Here is a 21,985-nt window from a genome sequence, read left to right as displayed (position 1 = left end):
CAGTCCGCATTCCGCTTTCTGCCGCTAATATGGCGGAGAGAGTGGGATAGCGCAAACTTCGCCTCCGGCTCGTTTTTGCATGAACCCACGTGGGTTCGAATCCAAAAAACAAATATGCCGGTTTTTTGCTTAGGCCCGCATTCCACTTCTGCCGCTAATATGGCGGAGAGAGTGGGATTCGAACCCACGGATGGGGTAAACCATCGCCGGTTTTCAAGACCGGTGCCTTAAACCAACTCGACCATCTCTCCATCCAAATATGCTTTAATAGTATAGCAAACTGAGACCCGCATTGTCAAGCAAAAAACGTCGGTTCGGCCATATCAATAACCCGAATATCCAATATATTCTTCAACATTTTCTTTTGTGATCACCGGGCACTCCAGCTCAATATAAGTTGGAACAGCCTCTCCTACCATTACTTTTGCGCCCGCAAAAATTCCAGCCGGCATCGGGATCGGATAAGCTATCACTGCATCGATGTCTCCCGCCCTCACCGCGTCAAGCGCCGATTCCTGCCCATCGATACTCACGATAGGGATATCTCTCCCTGCGGCTTTCAGCGCCTGTATGATCCCCATTGTCATTACATCCGATTGGCTGAAGATCGCATCGATATCATTATCGTCCGGAAAGCGCTGCAGAAGGTCCTCCATCTCTCCAAGGCCGCGCGTCTGCAAAAAATCCGCGTATGGCTCGGCAATCACCTCGATCTCCGAATTTTCGATCCCTTGTATAAAGCCAATATGTCTGTCGTTCGTATTAGATGCTGCCGGAGCGCCTTGTATTTCTACCACTTTTCCTTTTCCGCCCAAAAGTTTTACCATTGCTTCTCCTGCTTTTTGGCCGATTTTTACATCGTCCGCTTTTACTACGGTTTCATAATCTGCCGGCACATAACGGTCTATACATACTACGGGTATTCCCGCTTCCTTCAGCCGTTCGAAAGCCGGTACCATCGCCTCTTTTTCTACCGGATCGATCACGAGAACGTCAATGCCTGCTGCAATATAATCATCGATCAGGGCGCTTTGCGCAACAGGGTCTCCGTCTCCGTTTCCGATCACATAGTCCATGTTTGGAAAATATTTCTTCAATGTTTCTTCCGCCATAACTTTCGTTCCACCGCCGTATGGAAAACGCATAGAAGAAACGATCACGCCCATCGTTCCCTTATATTCATCAAGCGGTCTTTCCGGCATGAGTGCCTCTGCCGCATCCGTACTGCAATAGATACCAAAATCGACTGCTTTCCCATCCGCAGTATAGAGCACAGTCTCCCCTCCTTCCGCAGAGCGGCTAACAGGCGATTGTACCGTATGTACACATGATAGAAAAAACAATGCCGCCAATACTGCTGCGGCTATGATCACAGCTCTCTTCACAGACCCCTCCACGCTTCCTTCATGCGTTGTTTCAATCCCTTAGTGGAAAGCAGGATCGCAAGGATAATAATGATGCCTTTGACGATTTGTTGGATATAGGTCGGCACACCCGTCAGGTTCAGCAGATTTGCGACCGCTGTCATCAGCAGTACTCCCACTACAGTTCCGATCACACTTCCTTTGCCGCCTGAAAGACTGGTGCCTCCGATCACAATAGCGGCAATGCTGTCAAGCGCGGCGGTACTTCCCGCTACCGGATGTCCGACATACAGCCGGCACGCTGTCACGATACCGGCCAAGGCCGCGCATATGCCGCATATAATATAGGCGATCATAATAATTCGTGTCGTACGTACCCCCGCAAGCCGCGCTCCCTCAAAGCTGCTGCCTACGCTGTAAACATATCTTCCGAAAGGAACATATCTTAACACCAGCGCCGAAAGCACAGCCAGCACGGCAAAAAGTACAAATGGTCCGGGAACAGGACCTACGTTTCCGTTCCCGAAGAAATCGATCACCGGACTTTCCACAGTAGTAAATTCCACAGGGATCCCATCGCACAAAAGCAGCGCGAGCCCTCCGGTCACCGAAGATGTGGCGAGCGTCATAATAAAAGGCTGTATCCCCCAAAATATGGATCCGAAACCATTGATGATCCCTACGGCTGCTCCAAGGAGCACTGCGCACAGTACTGCAGCCCATAATCCATAGCCGGATTTTGTAAGAACAGAAAAAACGATTCCCGCTACCGCAAGTACGCCGCCGACAGACAGGTCGATCCCTCCGGTGATGATAACAAACGTCATGCCGATCGCAATGATCCCTGTTGTGGATGCCTGCCGGGCAACATTTGTAATATTCTGTATCCTGAAAAACTGTGGTGCGAAAAAAACGATCAGCAGCAGCACGGCAGCAAGAAGCGCGATCATTGCGGCATTGTCTTTCAAAAAAGCAGTTTTATTCTTTTGTCCTCCTGTTCCCCTTGCACTTAATATGTCACGCCCGTTCATAGCATGGTTACCTCTTTATTTACGCTCCTTTTTTGTCATTGTAGCAAATAAGGCTTTTCAAAAAAACTAACATTCTTGCGGATTTGTCTTTTCTAAAAAAAAACAGCCGCCTCTTTTGAGACGGCTGTTTTTAGCAAGGAACTGTTTACGGTTTATAGCTGAACCGCGGGAAATTCGTCAGAGGTTCCATACCGTCTTTATGTACGACGATCGGGTCTTCCGTGCGTACGCCCGTCAGGTTTTCGTCAATCGCAGACAATTCATATGCGAACGTCTGTCCTTCTACAAGCACATCGTCCGAATCCGGTCCGATGATCGGCATCGCTTCTTCAGGATCCATGCCTGTTCCATGCGGTCCCAGACGTCCTTCGCTCGGTGATACGATAAATTGTGTAATTCCTTCTTTATCTGCCGCTGCACGAATAACTGCATCTGCTTCGCGCCCCGTCATTCCTGCGCAAATCTGTTCAAGTCCCGTTTCAAATACGCGGTTCAGTTTCTCGAGCAGCTCTATCTTTTCTTTCGCTGCATCGCCGAATACATAGGTTCTGGCAGAATCGGAGCAATAGTCGTTGATCCTGCACCCATGATCCATCATAACGAGATCGCCGCGCATGATCGGCTTATCTGTTGGCCGTTTGAAAAGGGACAGCAGGTTATCGCCTGTCTGCACCATAATATCAAATGCGATGCTATGAGCGCCTGACGCAAACATCGCGGCATAAACCAAGCTTTGCGCTTCTTTTTCCGTAATACCGTCTTCCATGACATCATAGAGCATCTGTGCGCCGATATCCGCCACACGGCCCGCCCGGCGCATCGTGCGCAGTTCCTTTTCCGTCTTGATAGATTTGTAATATTCGATCATCTGGCTCTGCTTGATTTCCGCGTCCGGAATGCCTTTTCTGATCTCGTCCCATATTTCAAGGTCGCAATAGGTGTAACCGCACAGCGCAACCTTCTTGAGCGGCTTCTTCGTATTGTAATCCGCGAGGAATTTGCTCAGCTCGCCGCGGATCTCCCGGATGTCGTCGCCCATATATTTCATGGCGGATTCCTCATGCGCCGAACGGATCTGGCTGTCAGGCAGGAAGAATACCGGGTCCGCTCCCGGGGCGAGGAATACGATCTCCGGCTGCGGATATACGCCGTCTATGGTACGGTAGTTGACCAGCCAGCGAATATTGCTCATGCGGTAGCAGTCGCCGAACACGAGCATTGCATCCCATCCTTCCTCCTCGATCTTTCCCTTTACCATTTCGACGCGCGCTTTATATTCTGCGCCCGTGATCGTTTCCGCAAATCCGTCCCAAATGCTCTCATTGATCAGCTGCTCGAATTTCCCCGGCAGCATATCTCTTGTCTTTTTTGAAATCATGTTGTATCTCCTTTGACTTTTTATTGTTTTTGCCGTTTCCGGCAAATCGTCTTCTTTCAGGCCCGGAGCAGCGTCCGGCGCTTCCGTTCTGCCGGACGCGCTCCCCGCCTATCCCTGTGAGCCTTTAGTTATATGCTTCTTGCGCTGAAAGCGCCCAATCTACATACGCTTCGGGAACCGCAACATTTTCGCTGTCCACGAGGATCGTCGGAACATTGATGACCTTATCGATGCTGTAACCCAGCAGCTCATGCATAAAGATCGCTTTGATCGCCTCGCGGCCCTGATCTACACTGCCTACATCCACCGTTGCGGTAAGCCCGCCGTTCCTGATCTGTTCAAATCCTGATTTCAGGCCGTCCGCACCTACGACGATAATGCCTTCGTTGCCGTCCCACAGCTTGAGGCCCATCGCCTCTACCGCCTGTACCGCGCCCTGTGCCATCTCTTCATTTTCCCCATAGATAAAATCTACATCCGGATTTGCCTGAAGCAGATTCTCGGCCGCAGCCATTCCTTCGTCGCGTACATATTCTCCTCTCTGCTCTCCTACGATCTCCAGACCCGGATATTCCGCCACCGCTTCCATGAAGCCTTCACGGCGCGAGGTCGTCCAGTGCCCGTCGTTTCCGGAAATAAAGAGTACCTTTCCTTCTCCGTTCAGTTTCTCCGCCGCATACTGTCCTACCAGATAACCGGACTGCCGTGCGTTGTCATAGCTGATAACAGACGTTGCCTTGATGGTATCCGTATCCCACAGCTCCGCCGGCATATTGAACAGGTACACCGCCGTTCCCGCCGCCGTTGCTTTTTCATAAACGGCGTTCATCGAATCAAAATCGCCCGCCGTACATACAAGGACCGCATCAAATTCCTTTGTCGCCCAGTTTTCTATCGTAGCGACCTGAGATTCCACGGCGTCATGCTCGCTCGGCGCTACAAATTCAAACTCAAAGTTTACACCGAAACGGTCATGAAGCTCATTCATCATCGTATATGCGCCGTGCATGATAATGTCATAAAACTCGGATGCCGCCGGAGGGGTAAAGCCGATTTTAAATGTCTTTCCCTCTACCTGCTCACGCACTGCCGCCTCCCATGCCGGGTCGCCCCACTGCCATGTTCCCGCTGCCGAAGATACGGCTGCCGTCCCGTCGCCGCCATCAGATGTGCCGCCGCCATCAGACACGGGCTGATCTACGTTTCCGCATCCGGCGAGGACTGCCGTCATGGCGAGAAGCACCGCGAGGGTGAGCCCCAATACCTTGAAATACCTTTTTTTCATTGTTTCTTCCTCCTGTTGTTTTCTAAATGCATAATGGATATGCAAACCCTACTCTTTCTTCCCTCTGTGACTTAGGAATTCCACTCCGACCACGATCAAAATAATGATGCCTTTTACGATCGTTTCCCAATCCGGGTCAATATTAAGAAGGTTTAATGCGTTACTGATCAGATAGATGATAAACGCTCCCAAAACCGTTCCGACAAGACTGCCTTTTCCTCCCGAAAGGCTCGTGCCTCCTATGATCGCCGCGGCGATCGCATCAAGCTCATAGCCTTTTCCCATTTCCGGATGAACCGTTTCCAGCCGGGATGCAAGCGTTATGCCCGCTATCGCCGCCATAAGGCCGGATAAGGCATATACTTTGATCAAAAGCTTATCCGTATGGATCCCGGAAACCTTCGCCGCTTCCTCATTGCTTCCGTAGGCGGTCACATGCCGTCCAAACGGTGTGCACCGATATACGAACTGCAAAATAATGAAAGCCACGATTGCAATGATAATGGGAAACTGGAGGCCCAAGATATCCCCCTGCCCAATGAACCGGAATCCGCCCACCATATAATTCCGGAATGGAATGGAGTTTGTCCACACATACATCACGCCCCGGCCGATACTCATCGTGGCAAGTGTCGCGATGAACGGCGTGATGTGCAATTTTGTGATCATCAGGCCGTTTCCTGCGCCTACCAGTACCCCGATCAGAAGACCGGCGGCGATGGCGGGAACTATATTAACGTTCATCGAAAGAAGCCAGCCCGTCATGCCGCCCGAAAGCGCGAGCATAACGCCTACGGAAAGGTCGATACCTCCGGTGGTGAGAACGAAGGTCATTCCGAAGCCGAGCAGCATGATGAACACGGACTGCCGAAATACATTCGTAAGGTTTGATACGGTGAGAAAGCTTTCAGACAGGCATGTCATGACCACCATCATAGCGGCGACAAAGATCAGAAGCCCGATAAGCTGACGGTCTATTTTCTTTTTTATCTTACCTGTCCCGAGTTCCGTTGCGGCATTGAGTTTCATGTTTATTCCCCCTTCAAACCCGTTCTTTTTTGAGCGATGTGAACCGTTCAAGCGCTACGGCGATAATGATGATCGCGCCTACGATGATCTGACGGTAAAACTGGTTGACCGACAGGAGGTCAAGGCCGTTGGAGATCATCCCCAGTATGACCGCACCGATGATCGCGCCAATGATGCTGCCTTTTCCGCCTGCCATGCTGGTGCCTCCGATCACGGCGGCAGCGATCGCGTCCATCTCATATCCGCTTCCCATTTCCGATTGGACCGCAGTAAGCCGTGCCGCGAGCAGAATTCCGGAAAGTGCCGCGAGCAGGCCGGACAGCATATATACGCCGATCGTAATTTTGTCGCACGATACGCCTGACAGGAACGATGCTTCCCGGTTCGACCCAATGGCTGTCACATTACGTCCGAAGCTCGTAAATTTGAATAAAAACAGTAATATCACAAATACTATGACCGTAATAACGACCGGAATAGGCAGGCCAAGAAAATAACCTTGCGCGAGATATGTAAATTCCTCCGCAGCAAATCCGCTGACAGCGCCGTTTGTCGTAGACAGAAGCAGTATGCCCCGCACGACGCTTTGCATTGCGAACGTTACTAAAAAGGGCGCTATTTTTAGTTTCGTGATCAGCAGGCCGTTCGCGAGTCCAAACGCAGCGCCGGTCCCAAGCCCGGCCAGTATCCCCAGAAAAATATTGCCTCCCGACGCGATGATCATTCCCGTGACTGCTCCTGAATATCCGAGGATCGAGCCAACGGAAAGGTCTATTCCTCCTATCGTGAGGACAAACATCATCCCAAAGCCTACCAGCATAACGAATACCGACTGCAGCAGCAGGTTTTGGATATTTTCGATCTTAAGGAAGAACGGAGAGGCAATGGACAGAAAGATGAATAACGCGATCATAACGATCAGGATGCCAAGTTCGTCAAACTTTTTCACCGTATTTTTTTCTATGATATGTTTCTTTATCATGATTCATGTCCTCCCGATGCATACAGTGTAATATTTTCTTCCGTAGCTTCCGCACGGGCGAACTCGTGCACGATTTTTCCCTGGTGCATCACATAGATACGGTCCGCAAGGCCCATGAGTTCCGGCAGCTCGGAAGACACGAGCAATATTCCGCCTCCCTCTTTTACAAAATCCGCGATCAAATTATATATTTCATGTTTAGCGCCTATATCGATGCCTTGCGTCGGTTCATCGAAGATGAGCACCTGCGGCTTGGTGAAGAGCCATTTTGCAAGGATGACCTTCTGCTGGTTCCCGCCGGATAACGATTTTACTTTTTGATAGATCGTCGGAGTTTTCACCCCAAGGCGCTGAACATAGTCTTCCGCCGTTTTGATCTCTTTATTTTTTTCAAGAATAAAGTTTCCCGCCAATACTTCGCGAAGATTGGCCATAGTGATATTATCCTTTACATCCATTTCGATATGGGCGCCCTGCAGCTTCCTGTTCTCAGGCAGCATACCGATCCCATTGAGGATCGCTTCTTTCGGCGAGGCAATACGGCATTCCTTTCCATCCACCAAAACCGTGCCCGAAGCGCGGTCGGCTCCTACGATCGCGCGCACCGTTTCCGTGCGTCCCGCGCCTGCAAGTCCGGCCAGCCCTACGATCTCCCCCCTGTTAACATGCAGACAAACGTCTTCGATCACGCCTTTACGCGTAAGATGCTCTACCCGGAGTATTTCGTCTCCAACAGGAACTGTTTCCTTTACGATGTAATTCGTAATCGTCCGGCCGACCATCCTTGCCACAAGGTCGTCCACATCCGTATCCTGCGGTTCGACTTCGGATACCTTTTTTCCGTCGCGCATGACCACAATACGGTCCACAAGCCCAAACAGCTCCCTCAGATGGTGCGTAATATAGATAACGGCAATGCCCTGCGCTTTCAGCATATGCACAAAGTCGAACAGGACCTGCCGTTCATGCTCTGCAAGAGCTGCCGTCGGTTCGTCCATAATGACGAGAGAGCATTGGATCGAAAGGGCTTTCACGATTTCTATTACGCGGTTCTTCAGCGCTCCCAGCTGACTGACTGGTATTTGTACATCCTCTACAGTCGGAAAGAATTTTCCATATAGCTTTTGCGTCTCTTCCAGCATCTTCTTTTCATTCAGCCGCTTGATCCCTTTTCCTTTTGTTTCTTCCCGCCCAAGATAGATATTTTGCACCGCAGTCAGGTGTGGGGCTAAAGACGGCTCCTGAAAGATCGTACTGATCCCCAGTTCCTGCGCGCGTTTTGGGTCCGTAATGCTGACCGGTTCGCCGTTTACCCGGATCTCCCCATCGTCAGGATGATAAAGACCCGACAGCATTTTCATCAGCGTCGATTTCCCCGCGCCGTTTTCCCCTACAAGTGCAACAGCCTCTCCCCTTTTTACGGTGAGTGAAACATCATCGAGTGCGACGACACCGGGAAAACGTTTTGTAATTCCTGTCATTTCAATAAAGGCACGATTTTCGTTTTCCATGTCTTTTCCTCCCTTTTTATCCTCCGCTCCATCTGTCGATTTCCGGTTTCGGTAGATGTTTCTATCTTATCCGTCCTCTTTTCCTGAAACAAGAAACAGACTTGCTTGCCTTTCTTCTGATTCTTGCGGTGAAAATATTCCCGTCTTATATAAAAAAACAGCGGTCCGAAAAGCATTTCCGCTGTTTTTGCAAAGTCTTTTTCCCGCTGCTTTTTATTCGTATTCTTGCGCATGGCCGCAAAAATATGTATTTTTCAGAAACAAAGCTGTTCCCTTTCCGCCGGACGGCGCAAAGGCATTATGCCAGCATATCCGCCAGACAGGAAAACTCTTTTTCCTGCAATTCCGCCGTGATCCGTCCGTTTTTTAAAACAAGGACGCGGTCGCACAGGCCTGCCAGCTCATCCATATCCGCCGAAACGAGAATGATCCCTTTTCCGGCTGCGGCAAGCTCGTTCATCACGATATAGATCTCGCTGCGCGAGACAATGTCGATCCCCTTTGTCGGCTCGTCGAGCAGCAGGATGCTTGCGTTCGAAATAAGAGAACGTCCCACCATCACCTTTTGCTGGTTCCCGCCGCTCAGAAAACGGATCTCCTGATGCAGGCTGTCCATTTTAAGATTGAGCTCAATAGACTGGTCCACAACCTCTTCCATCTCCTGCCGAAGATCAAGGAATATTCCCCTGCGGATATCCTCAAGTGCGGAGATCGTAAGATTGGCGGCTACTCCCATATCGAGGAACAGGCCCGCGTCCATACGGTTCTCATTCACATACCCAAATCCATGATTTACCGCGTCCGTCGCATTTTTCAGCTCGAGTTCTTCGCCGCGCAGCTTAAGGCACCCTGAATCCTTTTCAAATTCACCAAATATCGTTTTGATGAGCGCTGTCCGTCCCGAGCCTGTCAGCCCTGTGATGCCAAGGATCTCTCCGGCGTATAGACGAAAACTGATATCATGCAGCACTGGTTCAAGGCTGAGATGGCTGATCTCCAGCAATATCTTGTCCTCCCGCGCCGTCTTGGGCGGATACAGGCGAAGGGATTCATTTCCGGAAATAAGATAACTGAGCCTGTTTTCAGAAAGGCTTTCCGTACTGCATACCGCCACATTTTTTCCGTCGCGCAGCACTGTCACCCGGTCGCACAGCGAAAGCACCTCGCCTATATTATGTGTGATATAGATGATAGACCTCCCCTGCGCGCGCATTTCTTTCATAAAGCGTACGAATATTTCCTTTTCCGCCGCCGCAAGATTGATCATGGGCTCGTCTAAAATAAAAATCCGGGCATTGGAAAGATAGGCCCGGGCAGTAGAAACCATATAGCGCTCACTGATGCTAAGCTCCTTGATTTTCTTAGCTGCCTCAAGCTTATAGCCCATCCTTTCAAATTGAGCGCGCGCATCTTCCTCCATTTTTTTATGGTCGATCAGTCCGTGCTTTTTTTGCATGCCGTTTAAAAAAATATTCTCTGCAACTGTAAGATCGGGAAGCAGGTTCGTGGCTTGATATACCGTAAAGATCCCTGCCGCAAGAGCCTCCCGCGGGCTTTCAAACGCTATCCGGCGCCCATCGAGGATAATGATTCCGCTATCCGCCGGAAATACGCCCGAAAGGATGTTGACCAATGTGGATTTCCCTGCGCCGTTAAGACCCACAAGCGCGTGTATTTCGGCATTCTCCAGCTCAAACACTACATTTTTCAGTACCGGATTTCCGGAAAATGATTTGTTGATATGATTCATGGCGAGCAGCATCTTTGATCTCCCCCTTGTATACCGTAATTTTGATCCATTCTCTCATCTCATTTATATATACCGCAGCATATCCTCCCACGCTCAAGTCTAACGGGGCGCCGGGCTTTCATATATGAATAAACTTGTGGAATCTATGCAAGATTATTGCGCAAATACCCCCAATTACTGTTTTTCATTATTTTTGCATGCTAAATTAAGTGTGGTGCAACAAACAAGAGGTGCAAGTAATGAATTTAAACCACCCAGTTTTGGTAAAACCGCCTCAGGTCCTTTCAAACCAGGTCACCCTGAAAAACAATTTCGATATAGAACGCAGAGATCTCTCTGAAACAGAGATTGTTTTAGTGCAGCAAGGGAATGTCAATGCATGGTTTGACGGTATTTCCTATTCTCTTGAGAGCGGCGATATTGTTTTGATACCCGGACTTTCGTACCGTCTGTCTTTCTCAGGCGAAAATTCGTGTACGCTGATCACACTTTATTTGTCCTCTTTTCAATACGCCGGGTGGGAGGAAGGCCGCCTGCCTTATATTTCCAATGAAACACTTTTGCCTCGCAGCAATTCCACCGTCACCATGACCGGGATCATTACTCAGGTCCATGGAGAATTATCGGAAAAACGTCCTGACTATAAGACTGCCGCCGGAAAACTGATCGAATATTTGCTGATCCTTTTACAGCGCAAGCTGATGGATAATGACGCGGACGCGGAGCCTGCCTCTCTCCTTTCCGGAATCAAAGAATATATTGAAAATAATTACGAAAAAAATATAACGCTTTCCAGTCTCTCCGATATTTTCTTTGTCAGCCCTTTTCATATTGCTCACCTTTTCAAAGAAAAATACGACATTTCGCCCATCCAATATCTGATCAAAACGCGAATCAAGATCGCCGCTGAATTGCTTCTGCAGACGAGCTATACTGTGGTCGAGGTCTCGAACCTTGTCGGTTATCCGAACGCAAATTATTTTAATATTATTTTCAAACGCTTTACCGGTATGAGTCCCGGAAAATACCGCAAAAAGATGCAGAAAAAAATATAACGCATTTCCGTGGCTGCGCCGCTCATTATTCTGTATATGCGCCGTTGCTTCTGACCGATAACCGTGAGCCGGGTTTCCAATCTGATATCTTTGGCAAGCGTCTGCGGCCTACTCCATATCCCGCAGGAGCTTTTCGAGCAGGCTGTCCAGCGTTTCTTTCTCCGCGGAGGAAAGGTTGCGCGTCATGTAGGCCTCCCATTCAGCCTCCGCCATGCGGACGGCATGATGGGCCCGCCGCGTCTTTTCGGTAGGGTAAAGGCCGTATTGCCGCCTGTCTTTCGGTGATACGACGCGCGTGATATAGCCCTCCTTTTCAAACCTGCGCACAGCCCGCGCCACCGCGCCCTTGTTGATGCGCAGCTCTTCCGAAAGCTGTTCCTGCGACATCCCCTCGTGATCGCAGATACACATCAGATAAATAAACTGCCCGCGGGTAAGCCCGGTATCTTTGAGCTGCCTGTCGAGGTGCAGTCCCGATCTGCGGGACAGGATAGACAATTTCTTGGCCAGTTCACGCATCTTCCGTTCCCTCTTTTGCAATGGTCATAGACCGCCTGCTTCCGGCGGTATTTTTTATTGTAAGCGCGTTTTTCTTTCCTGTCAAACAGCTTTTCCCTTGACTCCTCCGTGATCCCGTTTTATAATAGTTGCATGGGCAACTAATAGGCGCCTTTTATTTTGTTTTAAATGTTGCCGCGGCAACCATAAAGGAGTTTGACTATATGGAAAACGGAATGGAAACAAACCTGCTGGGAACCGCGCCCATCGGGAAGCTGATGATGAAATATGCAGTGCCAAGCGTGATCTCGCTTCTGGTGAACGCGCTCTATAATATCGTCGACCAGATCTTTATCGGGCAGGGGGTCGGCTATCTCGGCAACGCTGCGACGAATGTCATTTTCCCGCTGACCGTCATCGTGCTCGCTTTTTCGCTTCTCGTTGGCGACGGCGCCGCCGCCTATCTCTCCCTGAAGCTGGGCGAGGGGCGCAGAGACGAGGCGCAGCGCGGCGTAGGCAATGCCGTTGTTTTACTGGTGTTCTTCGGCATACTCTTCCTTGTGCTCGGCCTCCTGTTTTTAAAGCCGCTCGCGGACCTGTTCGGTGCAACGGAGAACTCCCTCCCCTATGCGCTCGATTACGGCGGCATCATCGTGCTCGGCTTTCCCTTTGTCGTGATCGGCACAGGCCTCAATTCCTGCATCCGCGCGGAGGGCAGCCCAAAAGTGGCCATGCTTTCCATGATCGCAGGCGCTGCAGTAAACACCGTTCTTGACCCTGTTTTTATCTTTGTCTGCGGCTGGGGCGTGGAGGGCGCGGCCCTTGCGACCATTCTCGGCCAGATCCTCACGTTTTTCGTCAGTACGCTTTATCTGCGCAGGCCAAAGCTCCTGCGCATCTCGCGCAGAGACCTGAAGCTTTCTGCCCGGACGGCGCGCACCGTCATGGGCTACGGCGTATCGAGCTTCATCACACAGCTCGCCATCCGATATCGGTCCTCGCCTCCAACAACATGATCGTGCAATACGGTACGGCCTCCGTATACGGGCCGGACATCCCGCTTGCCGCGTTCGGTATCGTCATGAAGGTCTATCAGATCCTTTTGTCCTTTATGATCGGCTTTGGGATCGGCGCACAGCCAATCGTGGGCTATAACTACGGCGCGCGCAATTTCCTGCGGGTGAAAAAAGCATATCTGCTCGCAGCCGGGTGCGCGACCATAGTGGCTGCCGTTGGCTTCGTGCTGTTTCAATTCTTCCCGCAGTCGATCATCGACCTGTTCGGCTCGGAGGACGCCCTCTACAACGAATTCGCACAGAAAAGCTTCCGCATCTTCCTGCTGCTGTGCATCCTGACCGGCTTCCAGACCGTAACAGGCATCTTTTTCCAGTCCATCGGCAAGCCGGTCAAGGCGGCGGTCGTCACCCTCTCCCGCCAGATACTCGTGCTCGTTCCCGCGACGCTGCTCCTGCCCCTTGCTTTGGGCCTTGACGGCGTTCTGTGGGCGGGGCCGGTCGCGGACGGCGTTTCTTTCCTCATCGCGCTTTTCCTCGCGCTGTTTGAAATGAGACGCCTCACCCGCCGGTACGCAGGAGAACAGGAGGCGGCCCTCTGTACGGAGCAGGGGTGAACGCGCCGTTTTAAGAGAACGCTTCCAAGGCTTTTGACAGGAACGCGGCAAGGCGGTCCAAAAAGAACGCCGGACGAGCAGGCGGCGGACACACGTTCCGCGGAAACACCCGGCGGGCGGAAACCGCGCTCCGCCTGCCGCAAAGCGGGGGGAGCGCCGCGAAGATCCGGTATGCGCGCTTCCGTTCGGTATCTGCCGAACGTTTGCCGCTCATTTTAAATCCTCCGTTTGATTTTTCCTTGGCTGGCAGACCTTGCTTATTTTGTCAGACGGAGGGGTTCTTTCCCCGTTAATCTTCTTTTTCTACCGCCGGCATTGCCGGGAGCTTCTATACAAAAAAACCTCTGGTCCGTATAGATCAGAGGTTTTGAGTCTGTTCTTACAGCTTCCGTATCACCCGGCACGGATTCCCCACCGCAACACAGTTCGCCGGGATGTCCTTTGTGACGACGCTGCCCGCGCCGATCGTCGTATTTTCCCCAATGGTCACGCCCGGGCAAACAGTCACGCCCGCGCCCAGCCACACGTTGTCCCCAATGGTCACCGGCTTTCCGCATTCAAGCCCTTCCAGCCTAACCTGCGGGTCGGTCGGGTGCGTCGCGGCGATGAGCTGCACGTTCGGCCCCATCAGCACATTGTTTCCGACACGCACATCGCATACGTCGAGGATATTCACGCCATAATTGATGAACACGTTTTCCCCGAAGTAGGTATGGCAGCCATAGTCGAAGCGAATGGGCTGCTTGACCGTGACCTGCTTTCCCTCCACGTTTACCAGCTCGCGGATCACACGATCCATCTCCGCGTCGTCCATCGGGTCGATGTCGTTATATTCCCGGCACAGGCGAAGCGCCCTCCTGTGCTCCGCCACCAGCTCCGGATCGGACGTCCGGTACAGCTCGCCCCGGAGCATTTTTTCTTTTTCCGTCATATCTGTTTCCTTTCCGCCTGAAAGCCCGCTCCGCACATAGCCGGTTTCTTTCCGCCGTTTCATTATATCATACGGCCGGTTGGCTTTGAAAGCGGTTTTCCTCTTTTTCCCGTTCCGCGCACGCCTCCCGTTTTCCTGTCCGCATTTGCACGCCGCCGGATATAAAAAAGACCCGGAGCTCTGCTTCCGGGTCTTTGTGTAGACTGCTGTTTACTTATTTTCCAAGTCATAGACCGTACCGCATTTTTTGCACCGGACATAGACCGTGTCTTTATTCTGTGAAACAGCATCAACAGTAAACTCGATACTGCCGCAGTGTGAGCACTTCTTCTGCATCATCAGCTTGAAAAAGCTCGAGCCTTCCGTAAACGTAAGGCCCCCGACCGCCTGCTCCAGCTCCTCGTCCGTCAGCTGCTTTCCGTCTTTTCCGAAAAAATTTGCCATTTGGGTATCCTCCTTTTGCGGGATTGCCGCATCTCTTATCTTTCTATACGTGCAGCTTGCGAAACTGTCTCATTTTAAAATCATATTTTTCAGGCCGCCGCTTATTCCCCGTCCGGCTCCGCGCTTTCGTCCTCCTCGGATTCCACGATCTTCGCCACGCACACGACTTTCGTATCCTCTCCGAGGCGCATCACGCGCACGCCCTGCGTGGAACGCCCGATGAGCGAGATCTCCTCCACGCTCATGCGGATCACCACGCCCGCGTCGCTGATGAGCATGATATCCTCCGTGCCGTCCACGATGAGCAGACCGCACATCTTGCCCGTCTTTTCCGTGATGTTCATAGACTTGAGGCCGATGCCGCCGCGCGACTGCAAACGGTATTCAACCGCTTCCGTGCGCTTCCCATAGCCGTTTTCCGTAATGACGAGCACCTGCTTGTCCTTTTCACAGATGCACGCGGACACCACCTCGTCGCCCGGACGGAGCCTCATCGCCCGTACACCCGTGGACACCCTGCCCATCGGCCGCACATCGTCCTCGCTGAAGATGATAGACATGCCGTCCCGTGTGCCCACGATGATATCCTTCGTGCCGTCCGTCTCCATGACGGAAATGAGCTCGTCGCCCTCCCGCAGGTTCACGGCCTTGAGGCCGTTCTGCCGGATATTGGAATATTCGCCGAACGGCGTCTTTTTGATGATGCCGCCCTTTGTGACGATCACAAGGTTGGAATCCCGCTCGATCTCAGCCTCGACCGGGAACACAGCCGATACCTTTTCGTCCGGGTCGAGGTTCAGCATGTTCACGATCGCCGTGCCCTTTGCCGTCCTGCCCGCCTCCGGGATCTGATAGCATTTTTTCATGTATACCTTGCCCTTGTTCGTGAAGAACAAAAGCTGATTGTGCGTGCAGGTGACGAACACCTGCTCCGCAAAGTCCTCCTCGCGGGTAGACATTGCCGTCACGCCCTTGCCGCCCCGCTTCTGCGCACGGTAGGTCTCGAGGCTGATGCGCTTGATATAGCCGTAGTGCGTGAGCGTCACCACCATATCCTCCCGCGCGATGAGCTCGTCGAGGTCAATGTCGTCCTCGTCAAAGGTGATCTCTGTGCGGCGCGCGTCTGCGAATTTGCCGCGTATCTCCGTGAGGTCCGCCTTGATGATGTCGATGACCATCTGCGGGGTGGACAGCACCGCATTGTAATATTCGATGCGCTCCTGCACTTCCTTGTATTCCGCTTCGATCTTGTCCCGCTCCAGTCCGGTCAGGCGCTGCAAGCGCATATCGAGAATGGCCTGCGCCTGTACCTCCGTCAGCCCGAACCGCTCGATGAGGGACGCCCGCGCCGTGGGCGCGTCCGGCGAGCTCCTGATGAGGTTCACGATCTCGTCGATATTGTCGAGCGCGATGATGAGCCCCTCCAAAATGTGGGCGCGCTTTTTCGCCTTTTCCAGCTCGAATTTCGTGCGGCGGACGATGACGTCCTTTTGGTGCTCCACATAATATTCGAGTACCTGCTTCAAATTGAGCACGCGCGGCTCGCCGTCCACAAGAGCCAGCATGATGACGCCGAACGTGTCCTGCATCTGCGTGTGCTTATAGAGGTGGTTCAAAACCACGTTCGCGTTCGCGTTCTTTTTCAGCTCGATCACGATGCGCATGCCGGATTTGTCCGATTCATCGCGCAGGTCGGAAATGCCCTCGATGCGCTTGTCGTGCACCATTTCGGCGATCTTCTCCACCAAGGCCGCCTTGTTGACCTGATAGGGGATCTCCGTCACGATGATGCGCTCGCGGTCCTCTTTATATTTTTCGATCTCTGTTTTCGCGCGCACCCGGATGCGCCCGCGCCCCGTTTTATACGCTTCACGGATGCCCGATACGCCCATGATGATGCCGCCCGTCGGGAAATCCGGCCCCGGAATGATGTCGATCAGCTCCTCGATGGAGATATCCGGGTTATCCATGAGGGCGATGGTCGCGTCGATGGCTTCGCCCATGTTGTGCGGCGGGATATTCGTCGCCATGCCGACCGCAATGCCGCCCGTTCCGTTCACCAGCAGGTTCGGGAACCGCGCGGGAAGCACGGCGGGCTGCTCCAGCGTTTCGTCGAAGTTCGGATAGAAATCAACGGTGTCCTTATCAATGTCGCGCAGAAGCTCGAGCGTCAGCTTCGACATTCTTGCTTCCGTATAACGCATGGCCGCGGCGCCGTCGCCGTCCACAGAACCGAAGTTTCCGTGGCCGTCCACCAGCGGATAGCGGATGGAAAAGTCCTGCGCGAGGCGGACCATTGCGTCGTAGACCGCGTAATCGCCGTGCGGGTGGTATTTACCGAGCACGTCGCCCACAAGGCGCGCGCTTTTGCGGTACGGCTTATCCGGATACATATTGAGCTCGCTCATCGAATACAGAATGCGCCGGTGCACGGGCTTGAGGCCGTCGCGCACGTCCGGCAGCGCGCGGTTGATGATGACCGCCATCGCATACGCGATGAACGATTTCTGCATTTCCTTGTTGAGGTCAACGGGTACAATGCTGCTGATTGGTGTTTCCAAAATTTTTACCTCTGTCCTTTTGTCCTAATTCTTTTTTCTTTGGGAAAAGAAAAAAGAATCAAAAAAGAAACCAAACGATATTACTTCCTGCTGCCCGCACACGCCTTATGCGGCGCTTTTCGCCACGCTTCCGCGCTCTCCGGGCAGTCTGTTCTTTTTCCTTTGAGAAAAGAAAAAGAATCAAAAAAGAAACCAAACGATATTACTTCCTGCTGCCCGCACACGCCTTATGCGGCGCTTTTCGCCACGCTTCCGCGCTCTCCGGGCAGTCTGTTCTTTTTCCTTTGAGAAAAGAAAAAGAATCAAAAAAGAAACCAAACGATATTACTTCCTGCTGCCCGCACACGCCTTATGCGGCGCTTTTCGCCACGCTTCCGCGCTCTCCGGGCAGTCTGTTCTTTTTCCTTTAAAAAAGAAAAAAGAATCAAAAGAACCCAAACGATTATTTACTGCCGGCTGTCCGGCCGCGCTTAAATGTCGAGGTTCGCGACGAGCTTCGCGTTCTCCTCGATGAACTCCTTGCGCGGCTCCACGCTGTCGCCCATCAGAACGGAGAACGTTTCCTCCACCTCAATGGCGTTGTCCATATCCACCTGCAGAAGCGTGCGCGTTTCGGGGTTCATGGTCGTCTCCCACAGCTGCTCGGGGTTCATTTCCCCAAGGCCCTTATAGCGCTGGATCGCCGCGCCGTCGCCCACTTCCTTCAGATATTCCTGAAGCGCTTCGTCGCTATACAGGTATTTATCCTCCATGCCTTTCTTGCTCACCTTATAGAGCGGCGGCTGCGCGATATACACATAGCCGTTCTCGATGAGCGGCCGCATATAGCGGTAGAAGAACGTCAGGAGCAGGATACGGATGTGGCTCCCGTCCACGTCCGCGTCCGTCATGCAGATGATCTTATGATAGCGGAGCTTTTCCACGTCAAAGTCCTCGTTCATGCCTGCGCCGAACGCCGTGATCATCGCTTTGATCTCCGCGTTCGCGAGCGCACGGTCGTGCCGGGCCTTTTCCACGTTCAGTATTTTCCCGCGCAGCGGCAGAATGGCCTGAAACCGCCTGTCGCGCCCCTGCTTGGCGCTTCCGCCCGCGCTGTCTCCCTCGACGATAAATATCTCGCATTTGCTCGCGTCCTTCTCCGAGCAGTCTGCGAGCTTGCCGGGCAGGGAAGCGGATTCGAGCGCCGTTTTGCGGCGGGTAAGCTCTCTCGCCTTTTTCGCCGCCTCGCGCGCGCGCTTGGCGGTGAGGCATTTATCCACGATGACCTTTGCGGTCGCCGGGTTCTCCTCAAGAAACGTATTCAGCCCGTCCGCGACGGTGCTGTCCGTCAGCGCACGCATTTCGCTGTTGCCGAGCTTGGTCTTGGTCTGGCCCTCAAACTGCGGTTCCACGAGCTTTACGCTGATGATCGCCGTCAGCCCCTCGCGGATATCCTCGCCGGACAGGGACGGCTCGTTCTCCTTCACCAGCTTCATGCGTTTTGCATAATCATTCACTACGCGGGTAAGCGCGTTTTTGAAGCCCGAAAGGTGCGTGCCGCCCTCGTGCGTGGAAATATTGTTCGCGAACGAGAAGATGTTTTCCGCGTAGCCCTCGTTGTACTGCATGGCCACCTCCACCATAGACGTGCCCTTTTCCGCGCAGAAATAGACGGGCTCCTCAAACAGCGGGTTTTTGTTTTTGTTGAGATACTGCACGAACGACTTGATGCCGCCCTCATAGCAGTACACATGCCGCGCCGGTTTTTCGCCGCGCCGGTCCTCGAGCGTGATGGATATCCCCTTGTTGAGGAACGCCATCTCGCGCATGCGTACGCGCAGCGTATCGTACACAAAATTCACGTCCTCAAAAATTTCAGGGTCCGGCCAGAAGCGGATCTCCGTTCCGGTCTCCTCCTCCGGGCACTCGCCCACGACCTCGAGCGTTGTGGTGGGTACGCCGCGCGAAAATTCCTGACGGTGCACCTTTCCCTCGCGCTTTACCGTAGCTACGAGCTTTTTCGACAGCGCGTTCACAACGGAAACGCCCACGCCGTGCAGCCCGCCCGAGACCTTATAGCCGTCTCCGCCGAACTTTCCGCCCGCATGCAGCATGGTGAGCGCAACCTCGAGGGTGGAAACGCCCGCCTGCGGGTGGATCCCCGTAGGGATGCCCCGCCCGTTATCGCGCACGTAAACGCTGCCGTCCTCCTCGATGACCACAAAAATATCCGTACAGAAGCCCGCCATCGCCTCGTCGATGGAATTGTCCACGATCTCGTAAACAAGGTGGTGCAGGCCCCTCAGGTCCGTGGAGCCGATATACATGCCCGGCCGCTTGCGCACCGGCTCCAGCCCCTCTAAAATCTGTATTTGGCTTTCGTCGTAATGTTCGTTCTGATTGCTCAACTTGATCCCTCTTTTTCCTGTCGTTTCAGGCCCGTTCCGGCAAACGGCGCGTCGCCCCCCGCGTCCGCGCGCCGAAGAAGCGTGCGCGGTGAGATGGGGGAAAGATACGCTTTCTTTCCATCCGTGACCACGATGGCTTTCGGCTGGTCTGTCAGCGCTTCCATTTCAAGGCCCTGTAAAAAGAGGCTCGTATCTTTGTTTGCTACTGCCTCTTCATAGTCCAATATCATCAGGATTTTTTTTGTTCTCACAAAAAAATCGCCGCCCAGATGCAAAATCATAAAACACCTCTTGTCTGCTTCTCTATTATATCACAAACCGGCTTATTTTTAAAGGTTTTTTTCGTTTTCGGGCACTTTTGCATGTATGGCATGGGGGGATATTGCCCCGGTCATAAAACGCCCGAAATCGGTTTTATTTCATCTTAAAACGGCGTCTCTTCACGAAACTCCCGTTTCGTTCCGCTTTTGGGCAGAAAAAAAACCGAAGCGCTTTTTCACTCCGGCTCTCACGTTCTGCCGTGCGCGGGAACCGCGGGCTCCCGTTCCGCTTCCCGGCTTTATGGTCTGTACGGGGTTTTTGCAGGAAAGCCAAACTATCGTCCCGCTTGTTCACCGCGAATTTATGCGCAGCGCCGTCCTTTGTAAGTATAGAGATGCCGTTCGGCACAAAGCCCGGCGTATTCCGCTTGTTCATACCTCGGATGTCCGCATATCCGATGCGCAGCGTTCCCTTTTGTATATGAAGCGCATAGGCCGTAAAAACAAGGCCGTTTTCATCAAAAGAGGCGCTTCCCACCGCTTCCCGCGAAAATGATTCGCAGCGGCTTGTTCCGCAGGACCGTTTGCCATCGCGTCTCCTCCCGCGCGTTTTCCCGCTTTTCTTCCGGTGCGGTTCCCGCGCGCTTTATTACGCGCCCTCTCCTTGGCTCAGAAGCGGAATGCGCCGCAGGAACGGGAGCTTCCGGCTGCACAGCTTCACGAATTGCCCCACGAGCAGCGCGGAGATCACCGTGCCCTCGCGTATGCCGTTCAGCCCGTGGAAGAAGATGAGGGAAAGCACAAGGGAGGTCGCCATCAGGGTCACGTCAAAGCACACCTTGACCGTTCCGAATTCCCTGCGCGTGACGGTGGAGATCGCTTTCACCACGCCCTCTCCCGGCACCAGCAGTACATTCGCACCCACCTCGATGTTGATCCCCACCGCGAGGATCAGGCACCCGGCGATCAGACTCACGAGCTGCATCCCATAATTTGCGGGCGTCAGTCCCTCGAGCAGCGACATGCTGAAATCAATAAATATGCTGAATAAAAAGCTTACCGGAAGCTGCAAAAGCTGAAAGAGCGGAAAACGCCTGCGCAGCAGCAGAACCTGCAGCAGGATAAAAAACAGGTTCAGAAAAAGCGAGAATTCCCCCAGCGTCATAGGGAATTGCAGGCTCAGCACATAGGGCACGCTCGATATAGGCGACGTTCCCAAGGCCGCCTGTGTGATAAAGGCGATCCCAAAGGCATTGATGAGAATGCCGATCAGAAATAGACCCCAACGCAATACTGTCTTTTTTTGGACCATGATGGTTTTCTACACTTCCTCTCCCGGTTCGTCCGTTTCCGCAAGGTTCCGGCCGATCTGAACGAGCACCCGCAGGAAAGCCTCCCGCTCTCCGGCAGGAACGCCCGTCCACGCTTTTTCGTCTACAGAATGGCAGATCGCTTTCACCTCGTGCGCAAGCTCTTTTCCGCGCGCGGTCAGCCGGATGCGGCTCTCCCTTCTGTCCGCTTCTCCCTCTTCCCGTACCAAAAGGCCTGTTTCCGCCATGCGGAATAGCAGCCCCGTAACGGTGGATTTGTCCAGCACACAGCCCCTGCCGATCTCTTTTTGCGTACATCCGTCGTTTTCCAGCAGGAATTCGAGCACCTTAGGCTGTCCGGGCTTAAGGCCCTTTTTCCGCGTTTTGTGGGTGATCGCCCGGTAAAACCGGCTTTGCGTGACCATCATACGGTGATGCAGGTCGTTTTTCATCGGACCGTTCCTTTTTTATTTATTAGTTTGTATGCAAACTAATAATAGGATACCGCTCGCTTTCCTTTTTGTCAAGCATGCAAAACGGCGGGCACGGTATGTATGCCCGCCGTTTTTGTGTAAAGCC

At 52.9% G+C, this 21,985-nt stretch carries 21 protein-coding genes and 1 tRNA gene; 3 read left to right on the top strand and 19 right to left on the bottom strand.

Going from position 1 to position 21,985, the window contains the following annotated elements; genetic code table 11:
* Positions 1-160: 160 nt before the first annotated feature.
* The 9 genes from PUP29_RS08375 to PUP29_RS08335 all read right to left on the bottom strand — a co-directional run bounded on the left by PUP29_RS08375 (position 161) and on the right by PUP29_RS08335 (position 10,342).
* Positions 161-251: transfer RNA gene (locus PUP29_RS08375), tRNA-Ser, on the bottom strand.
* Between the two features lie 72 nt (positions 252-323).
* Positions 324-1,385 carry a substrate-binding domain-containing protein gene (locus PUP29_RS08370; RefSeq protein ID WP_353422974.1) on the bottom strand — a complete coding sequence of 354 codons (1,062 nt, stop codon included), beginning with the start codon at positions 1,383-1,385 and terminating at the stop codon, positions 324-326.
* The gene (locus PUP29_RS08365) at positions 1,382-2,395 is read right to left on the bottom strand and encodes an ABC transporter permease (protein WP_353422973.1); all 1,014 of its coding nucleotides are present in this window, start codon (positions 2,393-2,395) and stop codon (positions 1,382-1,384) included. Before PUP29_RS08365 ends, PUP29_RS08370 begins: the two co-directional genes overlap by 4 nt.
* 145 nt (positions 2,396-2,540) lie before the next feature.
* Entirely contained in the window at positions 2,541-3,773 is a 1,233-nt protein-coding gene (locus tag PUP29_RS08360) for a M24 family metallopeptidase (protein WP_079546303.1), read from the bottom strand.
* 124 nt (positions 3,774-3,897) lie between these two features.
* Positions 3,898-5,058, bottom strand: a complete 1,161-nt coding sequence (locus tag PUP29_RS08355) for a sugar ABC transporter substrate-binding protein (RefSeq protein ID WP_353422971.1) — start codon at positions 5,056-5,058, stop codon at positions 3,898-3,900.
* A gap of 48 nt (positions 5,059-5,106) precedes the next feature.
* Complete coding sequence (locus PUP29_RS08350) at positions 5,107-6,087, bottom strand: ABC transporter permease (protein WP_079546305.1); 981 nt, start codon at positions 6,085-6,087, stop codon at positions 5,107-5,109.
* Positions 6,088-6,100: 13 nt separating this feature from the next.
* The gene (locus tag PUP29_RS08345) at positions 6,101-7,069 is read right to left on the bottom strand and encodes an ABC transporter permease (protein WP_079546306.1); all 969 of its coding nucleotides are present in this window, start codon (positions 7,067-7,069) and stop codon (positions 6,101-6,103) included.
* Positions 7,066-8,580: a sugar ABC transporter ATP-binding protein gene (locus PUP29_RS08340; protein ID WP_353422970.1), complete on the bottom strand. Its 1,515-nt coding sequence runs from the start codon at positions 8,578-8,580 to the stop codon at positions 7,066-7,068. The genes PUP29_RS08345 and PUP29_RS08340 overlap by 4 nt, the downstream gene beginning before the upstream one ends.
* Positions 8,581-8,878: 298 nt before the next feature.
* Complete coding sequence (locus PUP29_RS08335) at positions 8,879-10,342, bottom strand: sugar ABC transporter ATP-binding protein (RefSeq protein WP_079546309.1); 1,464 nt, start codon at positions 10,340-10,342, stop codon at positions 8,879-8,881.
* A 227-nt stretch (positions 10,343-10,569) separates the two neighbouring features.
* Between PUP29_RS08335 and PUP29_RS08330 the strand changes: the two genes are divergently transcribed.
* Entirely contained in the window at positions 10,570-11,385 is an 816-nt protein-coding gene (locus tag PUP29_RS08330; RefSeq protein WP_079546310.1) for an AraC family transcriptional regulator, read from the top strand.
* 108 nt (positions 11,386-11,493) lie between these two features.
* Here PUP29_RS08330 and PUP29_RS08325 read toward each other — a convergent pair whose 3' ends face one another.
* On the bottom strand, positions 11,494-11,904 hold the full coding sequence (locus tag PUP29_RS08325; protein ID WP_079546311.1) for a MarR family winged helix-turn-helix transcriptional regulator: 411 nt from the start codon (positions 11,902-11,904) through the stop codon (positions 11,494-11,496).
* A 203-nt stretch (positions 11,905-12,107) separates the two neighbouring features.
* Here PUP29_RS08325 and PUP29_RS08320 point away from each other — a divergent pair, with 203 nt between their 5' ends.
* Together PUP29_RS08320 and PUP29_RS08315 are read left to right on the top strand one after the other, a co-directional pair.
* On the top strand, positions 12,108-12,899 hold the full coding sequence (locus tag PUP29_RS08320) for an MATE family efflux transporter (protein ID WP_353422968.1): 792 nt from the start codon (positions 12,108-12,110) through the stop codon (positions 12,897-12,899).
* The gene (locus PUP29_RS08315) at positions 12,896-13,513 is read left to right on the top strand and encodes an MATE family efflux transporter (RefSeq protein WP_353422967.1); all 618 of its coding nucleotides are present in this window, start codon (positions 12,896-12,898) and stop codon (positions 13,511-13,513) included. The genes PUP29_RS08320 and PUP29_RS08315 overlap by 4 nt, the downstream gene beginning before the upstream one ends.
* 10 nt (positions 13,514-13,523) lie before the next feature.
* Here the strand turns inward: PUP29_RS08315 and PUP29_RS08310 are convergent, their stop codons facing one another.
* The 9 genes from PUP29_RS08310 to PUP29_RS08270 all read right to left on the bottom strand — a co-directional run bounded on the left by PUP29_RS08310 (position 13,524) and on the right by PUP29_RS08270 (position 21,858).
* Positions 13,524-13,727, bottom strand: a complete 204-nt coding sequence (locus PUP29_RS08310; protein WP_079546313.1) for a hypothetical protein — start codon at positions 13,725-13,727, stop codon at positions 13,524-13,526.
* 165 nt (positions 13,728-13,892) lie between these two features.
* A complete protein-coding gene (locus tag PUP29_RS08305) occupies positions 13,893-14,444 on the bottom strand; it encodes a sugar O-acetyltransferase (RefSeq protein ID WP_353422966.1) in 552 nt (183 codons plus the stop codon).
* A 210-nt stretch (positions 14,445-14,654) separates the two neighbouring features.
* Positions 14,655-14,888, bottom strand: a complete 234-nt coding sequence (locus tag PUP29_RS08300) for a hypothetical protein (RefSeq protein ID WP_079546315.1) — start codon at positions 14,886-14,888, stop codon at positions 14,655-14,657.
* 101 nt (positions 14,889-14,989) lie between these two features.
* Positions 14,990-17,452: a DNA gyrase subunit A gene (gyrA, locus tag PUP29_RS08295; RefSeq protein ID WP_434542806.1), complete on the bottom strand. Its 2,463-nt coding sequence runs from the start codon at positions 17,450-17,452 to the stop codon at positions 14,990-14,992.
* Between the two features lie 467 nt (positions 17,453-17,919).
* A complete protein-coding gene (gene gyrB, locus PUP29_RS08290) occupies positions 17,920-19,836 on the bottom strand; it encodes a DNA topoisomerase (ATP-hydrolyzing) subunit B (protein ID WP_079546316.1) in 1,917 nt (638 codons plus the stop codon).
* Positions 19,833-20,117, bottom strand: a complete 285-nt coding sequence (gene remB, locus PUP29_RS08285; RefSeq protein ID WP_079546317.1) for an extracellular matrix regulator RemB — start codon at positions 20,115-20,117, stop codon at positions 19,833-19,835. The genes gyrB and remB overlap by 4 nt, the downstream gene beginning before the upstream one ends.
* A 133-nt stretch (positions 20,118-20,250) precedes the next feature.
* Positions 20,251-20,634 (bottom strand): hypothetical protein, encoded by a 384-nt coding sequence (locus PUP29_RS08280; protein WP_079546318.1) that lies wholly within the window; start codon positions 20,632-20,634, stop codon positions 20,251-20,253.
* A 111-nt stretch (positions 20,635-20,745) separates the two neighbouring features.
* Positions 20,746-21,408, bottom strand: a complete 663-nt coding sequence (locus tag PUP29_RS08275; RefSeq protein ID WP_353422962.1) for a YczE/YyaS/YitT family protein — start codon at positions 21,406-21,408, stop codon at positions 20,746-20,748.
* Between the two features lie 9 nt (positions 21,409-21,417).
* Positions 21,418-21,858: a MarR family winged helix-turn-helix transcriptional regulator gene (locus tag PUP29_RS08270; RefSeq protein WP_079546320.1), complete on the bottom strand. Its 441-nt coding sequence runs from the start codon at positions 21,856-21,858 to the stop codon at positions 21,418-21,420.
* Positions 21,859-21,985 lie beyond the last annotated feature (127 nt).

The sequence above is a fragment of the Christensenella massiliensis genome (genome assembly GCF_040409835.1).
Classification (GTDB): Bacteria; Bacillota; Clostridia; order Christensenellales; family Christensenellaceae; genus Christensenella; species Christensenella massiliensis.
This window is presented reverse-complemented; position numbering and strand designations above follow the sequence as displayed.

Bases quoted from the DNA above. Each gene is read 5' to 3' on its own strand.
- PUP29_RS08345 (WP_079546306.1), bottom strand. From the start codon at position 7,069: ATGATAAAGAAACATATCATAGAAAAAAATACGGTGAAAAAGTTTGAC.
- PUP29_RS08315 (WP_353422967.1), top strand. From the start codon at position 12,896: ATGATCGTGCAATACGGTACGGCCTCCGTATACGGGCCGGACATCCCG.
- PUP29_RS08275 (WP_353422962.1), bottom strand. From the start codon at position 21,408: ATGGTCCAAAAAAAGACAGTATTGCGTTGGGGTCTATTTCTGATCGGC.
- remB (WP_079546317.1), bottom strand. From the start codon at position 20,117: ATGATTTTGCATCTGGGCGGCGATTTTTTTGTGAGAACAAAAAAAATC.
- PUP29_RS08350 (WP_079546305.1), bottom strand. From the start codon at position 6,087: ATGAAACTCAATGCCGCAACGGAACTCGGGACAGGTAAGATAAAAAAG.
- PUP29_RS08365 (WP_353422973.1), bottom strand. From the start codon at position 2,395: ATGAACGGGCGTGACATATTAAGTGCAAGGGGAACAGGAGGACAAAAG.
- PUP29_RS08340 (WP_353422970.1), bottom strand. From the start codon at position 8,580: ATGGAAAACGAAAATCGTGCCTTTATTGAAATGACAGGAATTACAAAA.
- PUP29_RS08330 (WP_079546310.1), top strand. From the start codon at position 10,570: ATGAATTTAAACCACCCAGTTTTGGTAAAACCGCCTCAGGTCCTTTCA.
- PUP29_RS08310 (WP_079546313.1), bottom strand. From the start codon at position 13,727: ATGAGCGGCAAACGTTCGGCAGATACCGAACGGAAGCGCGCATACCGG.
- PUP29_RS08305 (WP_353422966.1), bottom strand. From the start codon at position 14,444: ATGACGGAAAAAGAAAAAATGCTCCGGGGCGAGCTGTACCGGACGTCC.
- PUP29_RS08300 (WP_079546315.1), bottom strand. From the start codon at position 14,888: ATGGCAAATTTTTTCGGAAAAGACGGAAAGCAGCTGACGGACGAGGAG.
- PUP29_RS08270 (WP_079546320.1), bottom strand. From the start codon at position 21,858: ATGAAAAACGACCTGCATCACCGTATGATGGTCACGCAAAGCCGGTTT.
- PUP29_RS08325 (WP_079546311.1), bottom strand. From the start codon at position 11,904: ATGCGTGAACTGGCCAAGAAATTGTCTATCCTGTCCCGCAGATCGGGA.
- PUP29_RS08335 (WP_079546309.1), bottom strand. From the start codon at position 10,342: ATGCTGCTCGCCATGAATCATATCAACAAATCATTTTCCGGAAATCCG.
- PUP29_RS08320 (WP_353422968.1), top strand. From the start codon at position 12,108: ATGGAAAACGGAATGGAAACAAACCTGCTGGGAACCGCGCCCATCGGG.
- PUP29_RS08360 (WP_079546303.1), bottom strand. From the start codon at position 3,773: ATGATTTCAAAAAAGACAAGAGATATGCTGCCGGGGAAATTCGAGCAG.
- PUP29_RS08355 (WP_353422971.1), bottom strand. From the start codon at position 5,058: ATGAAAAAAAGGTATTTCAAGGTATTGGGGCTCACCCTCGCGGTGCTT.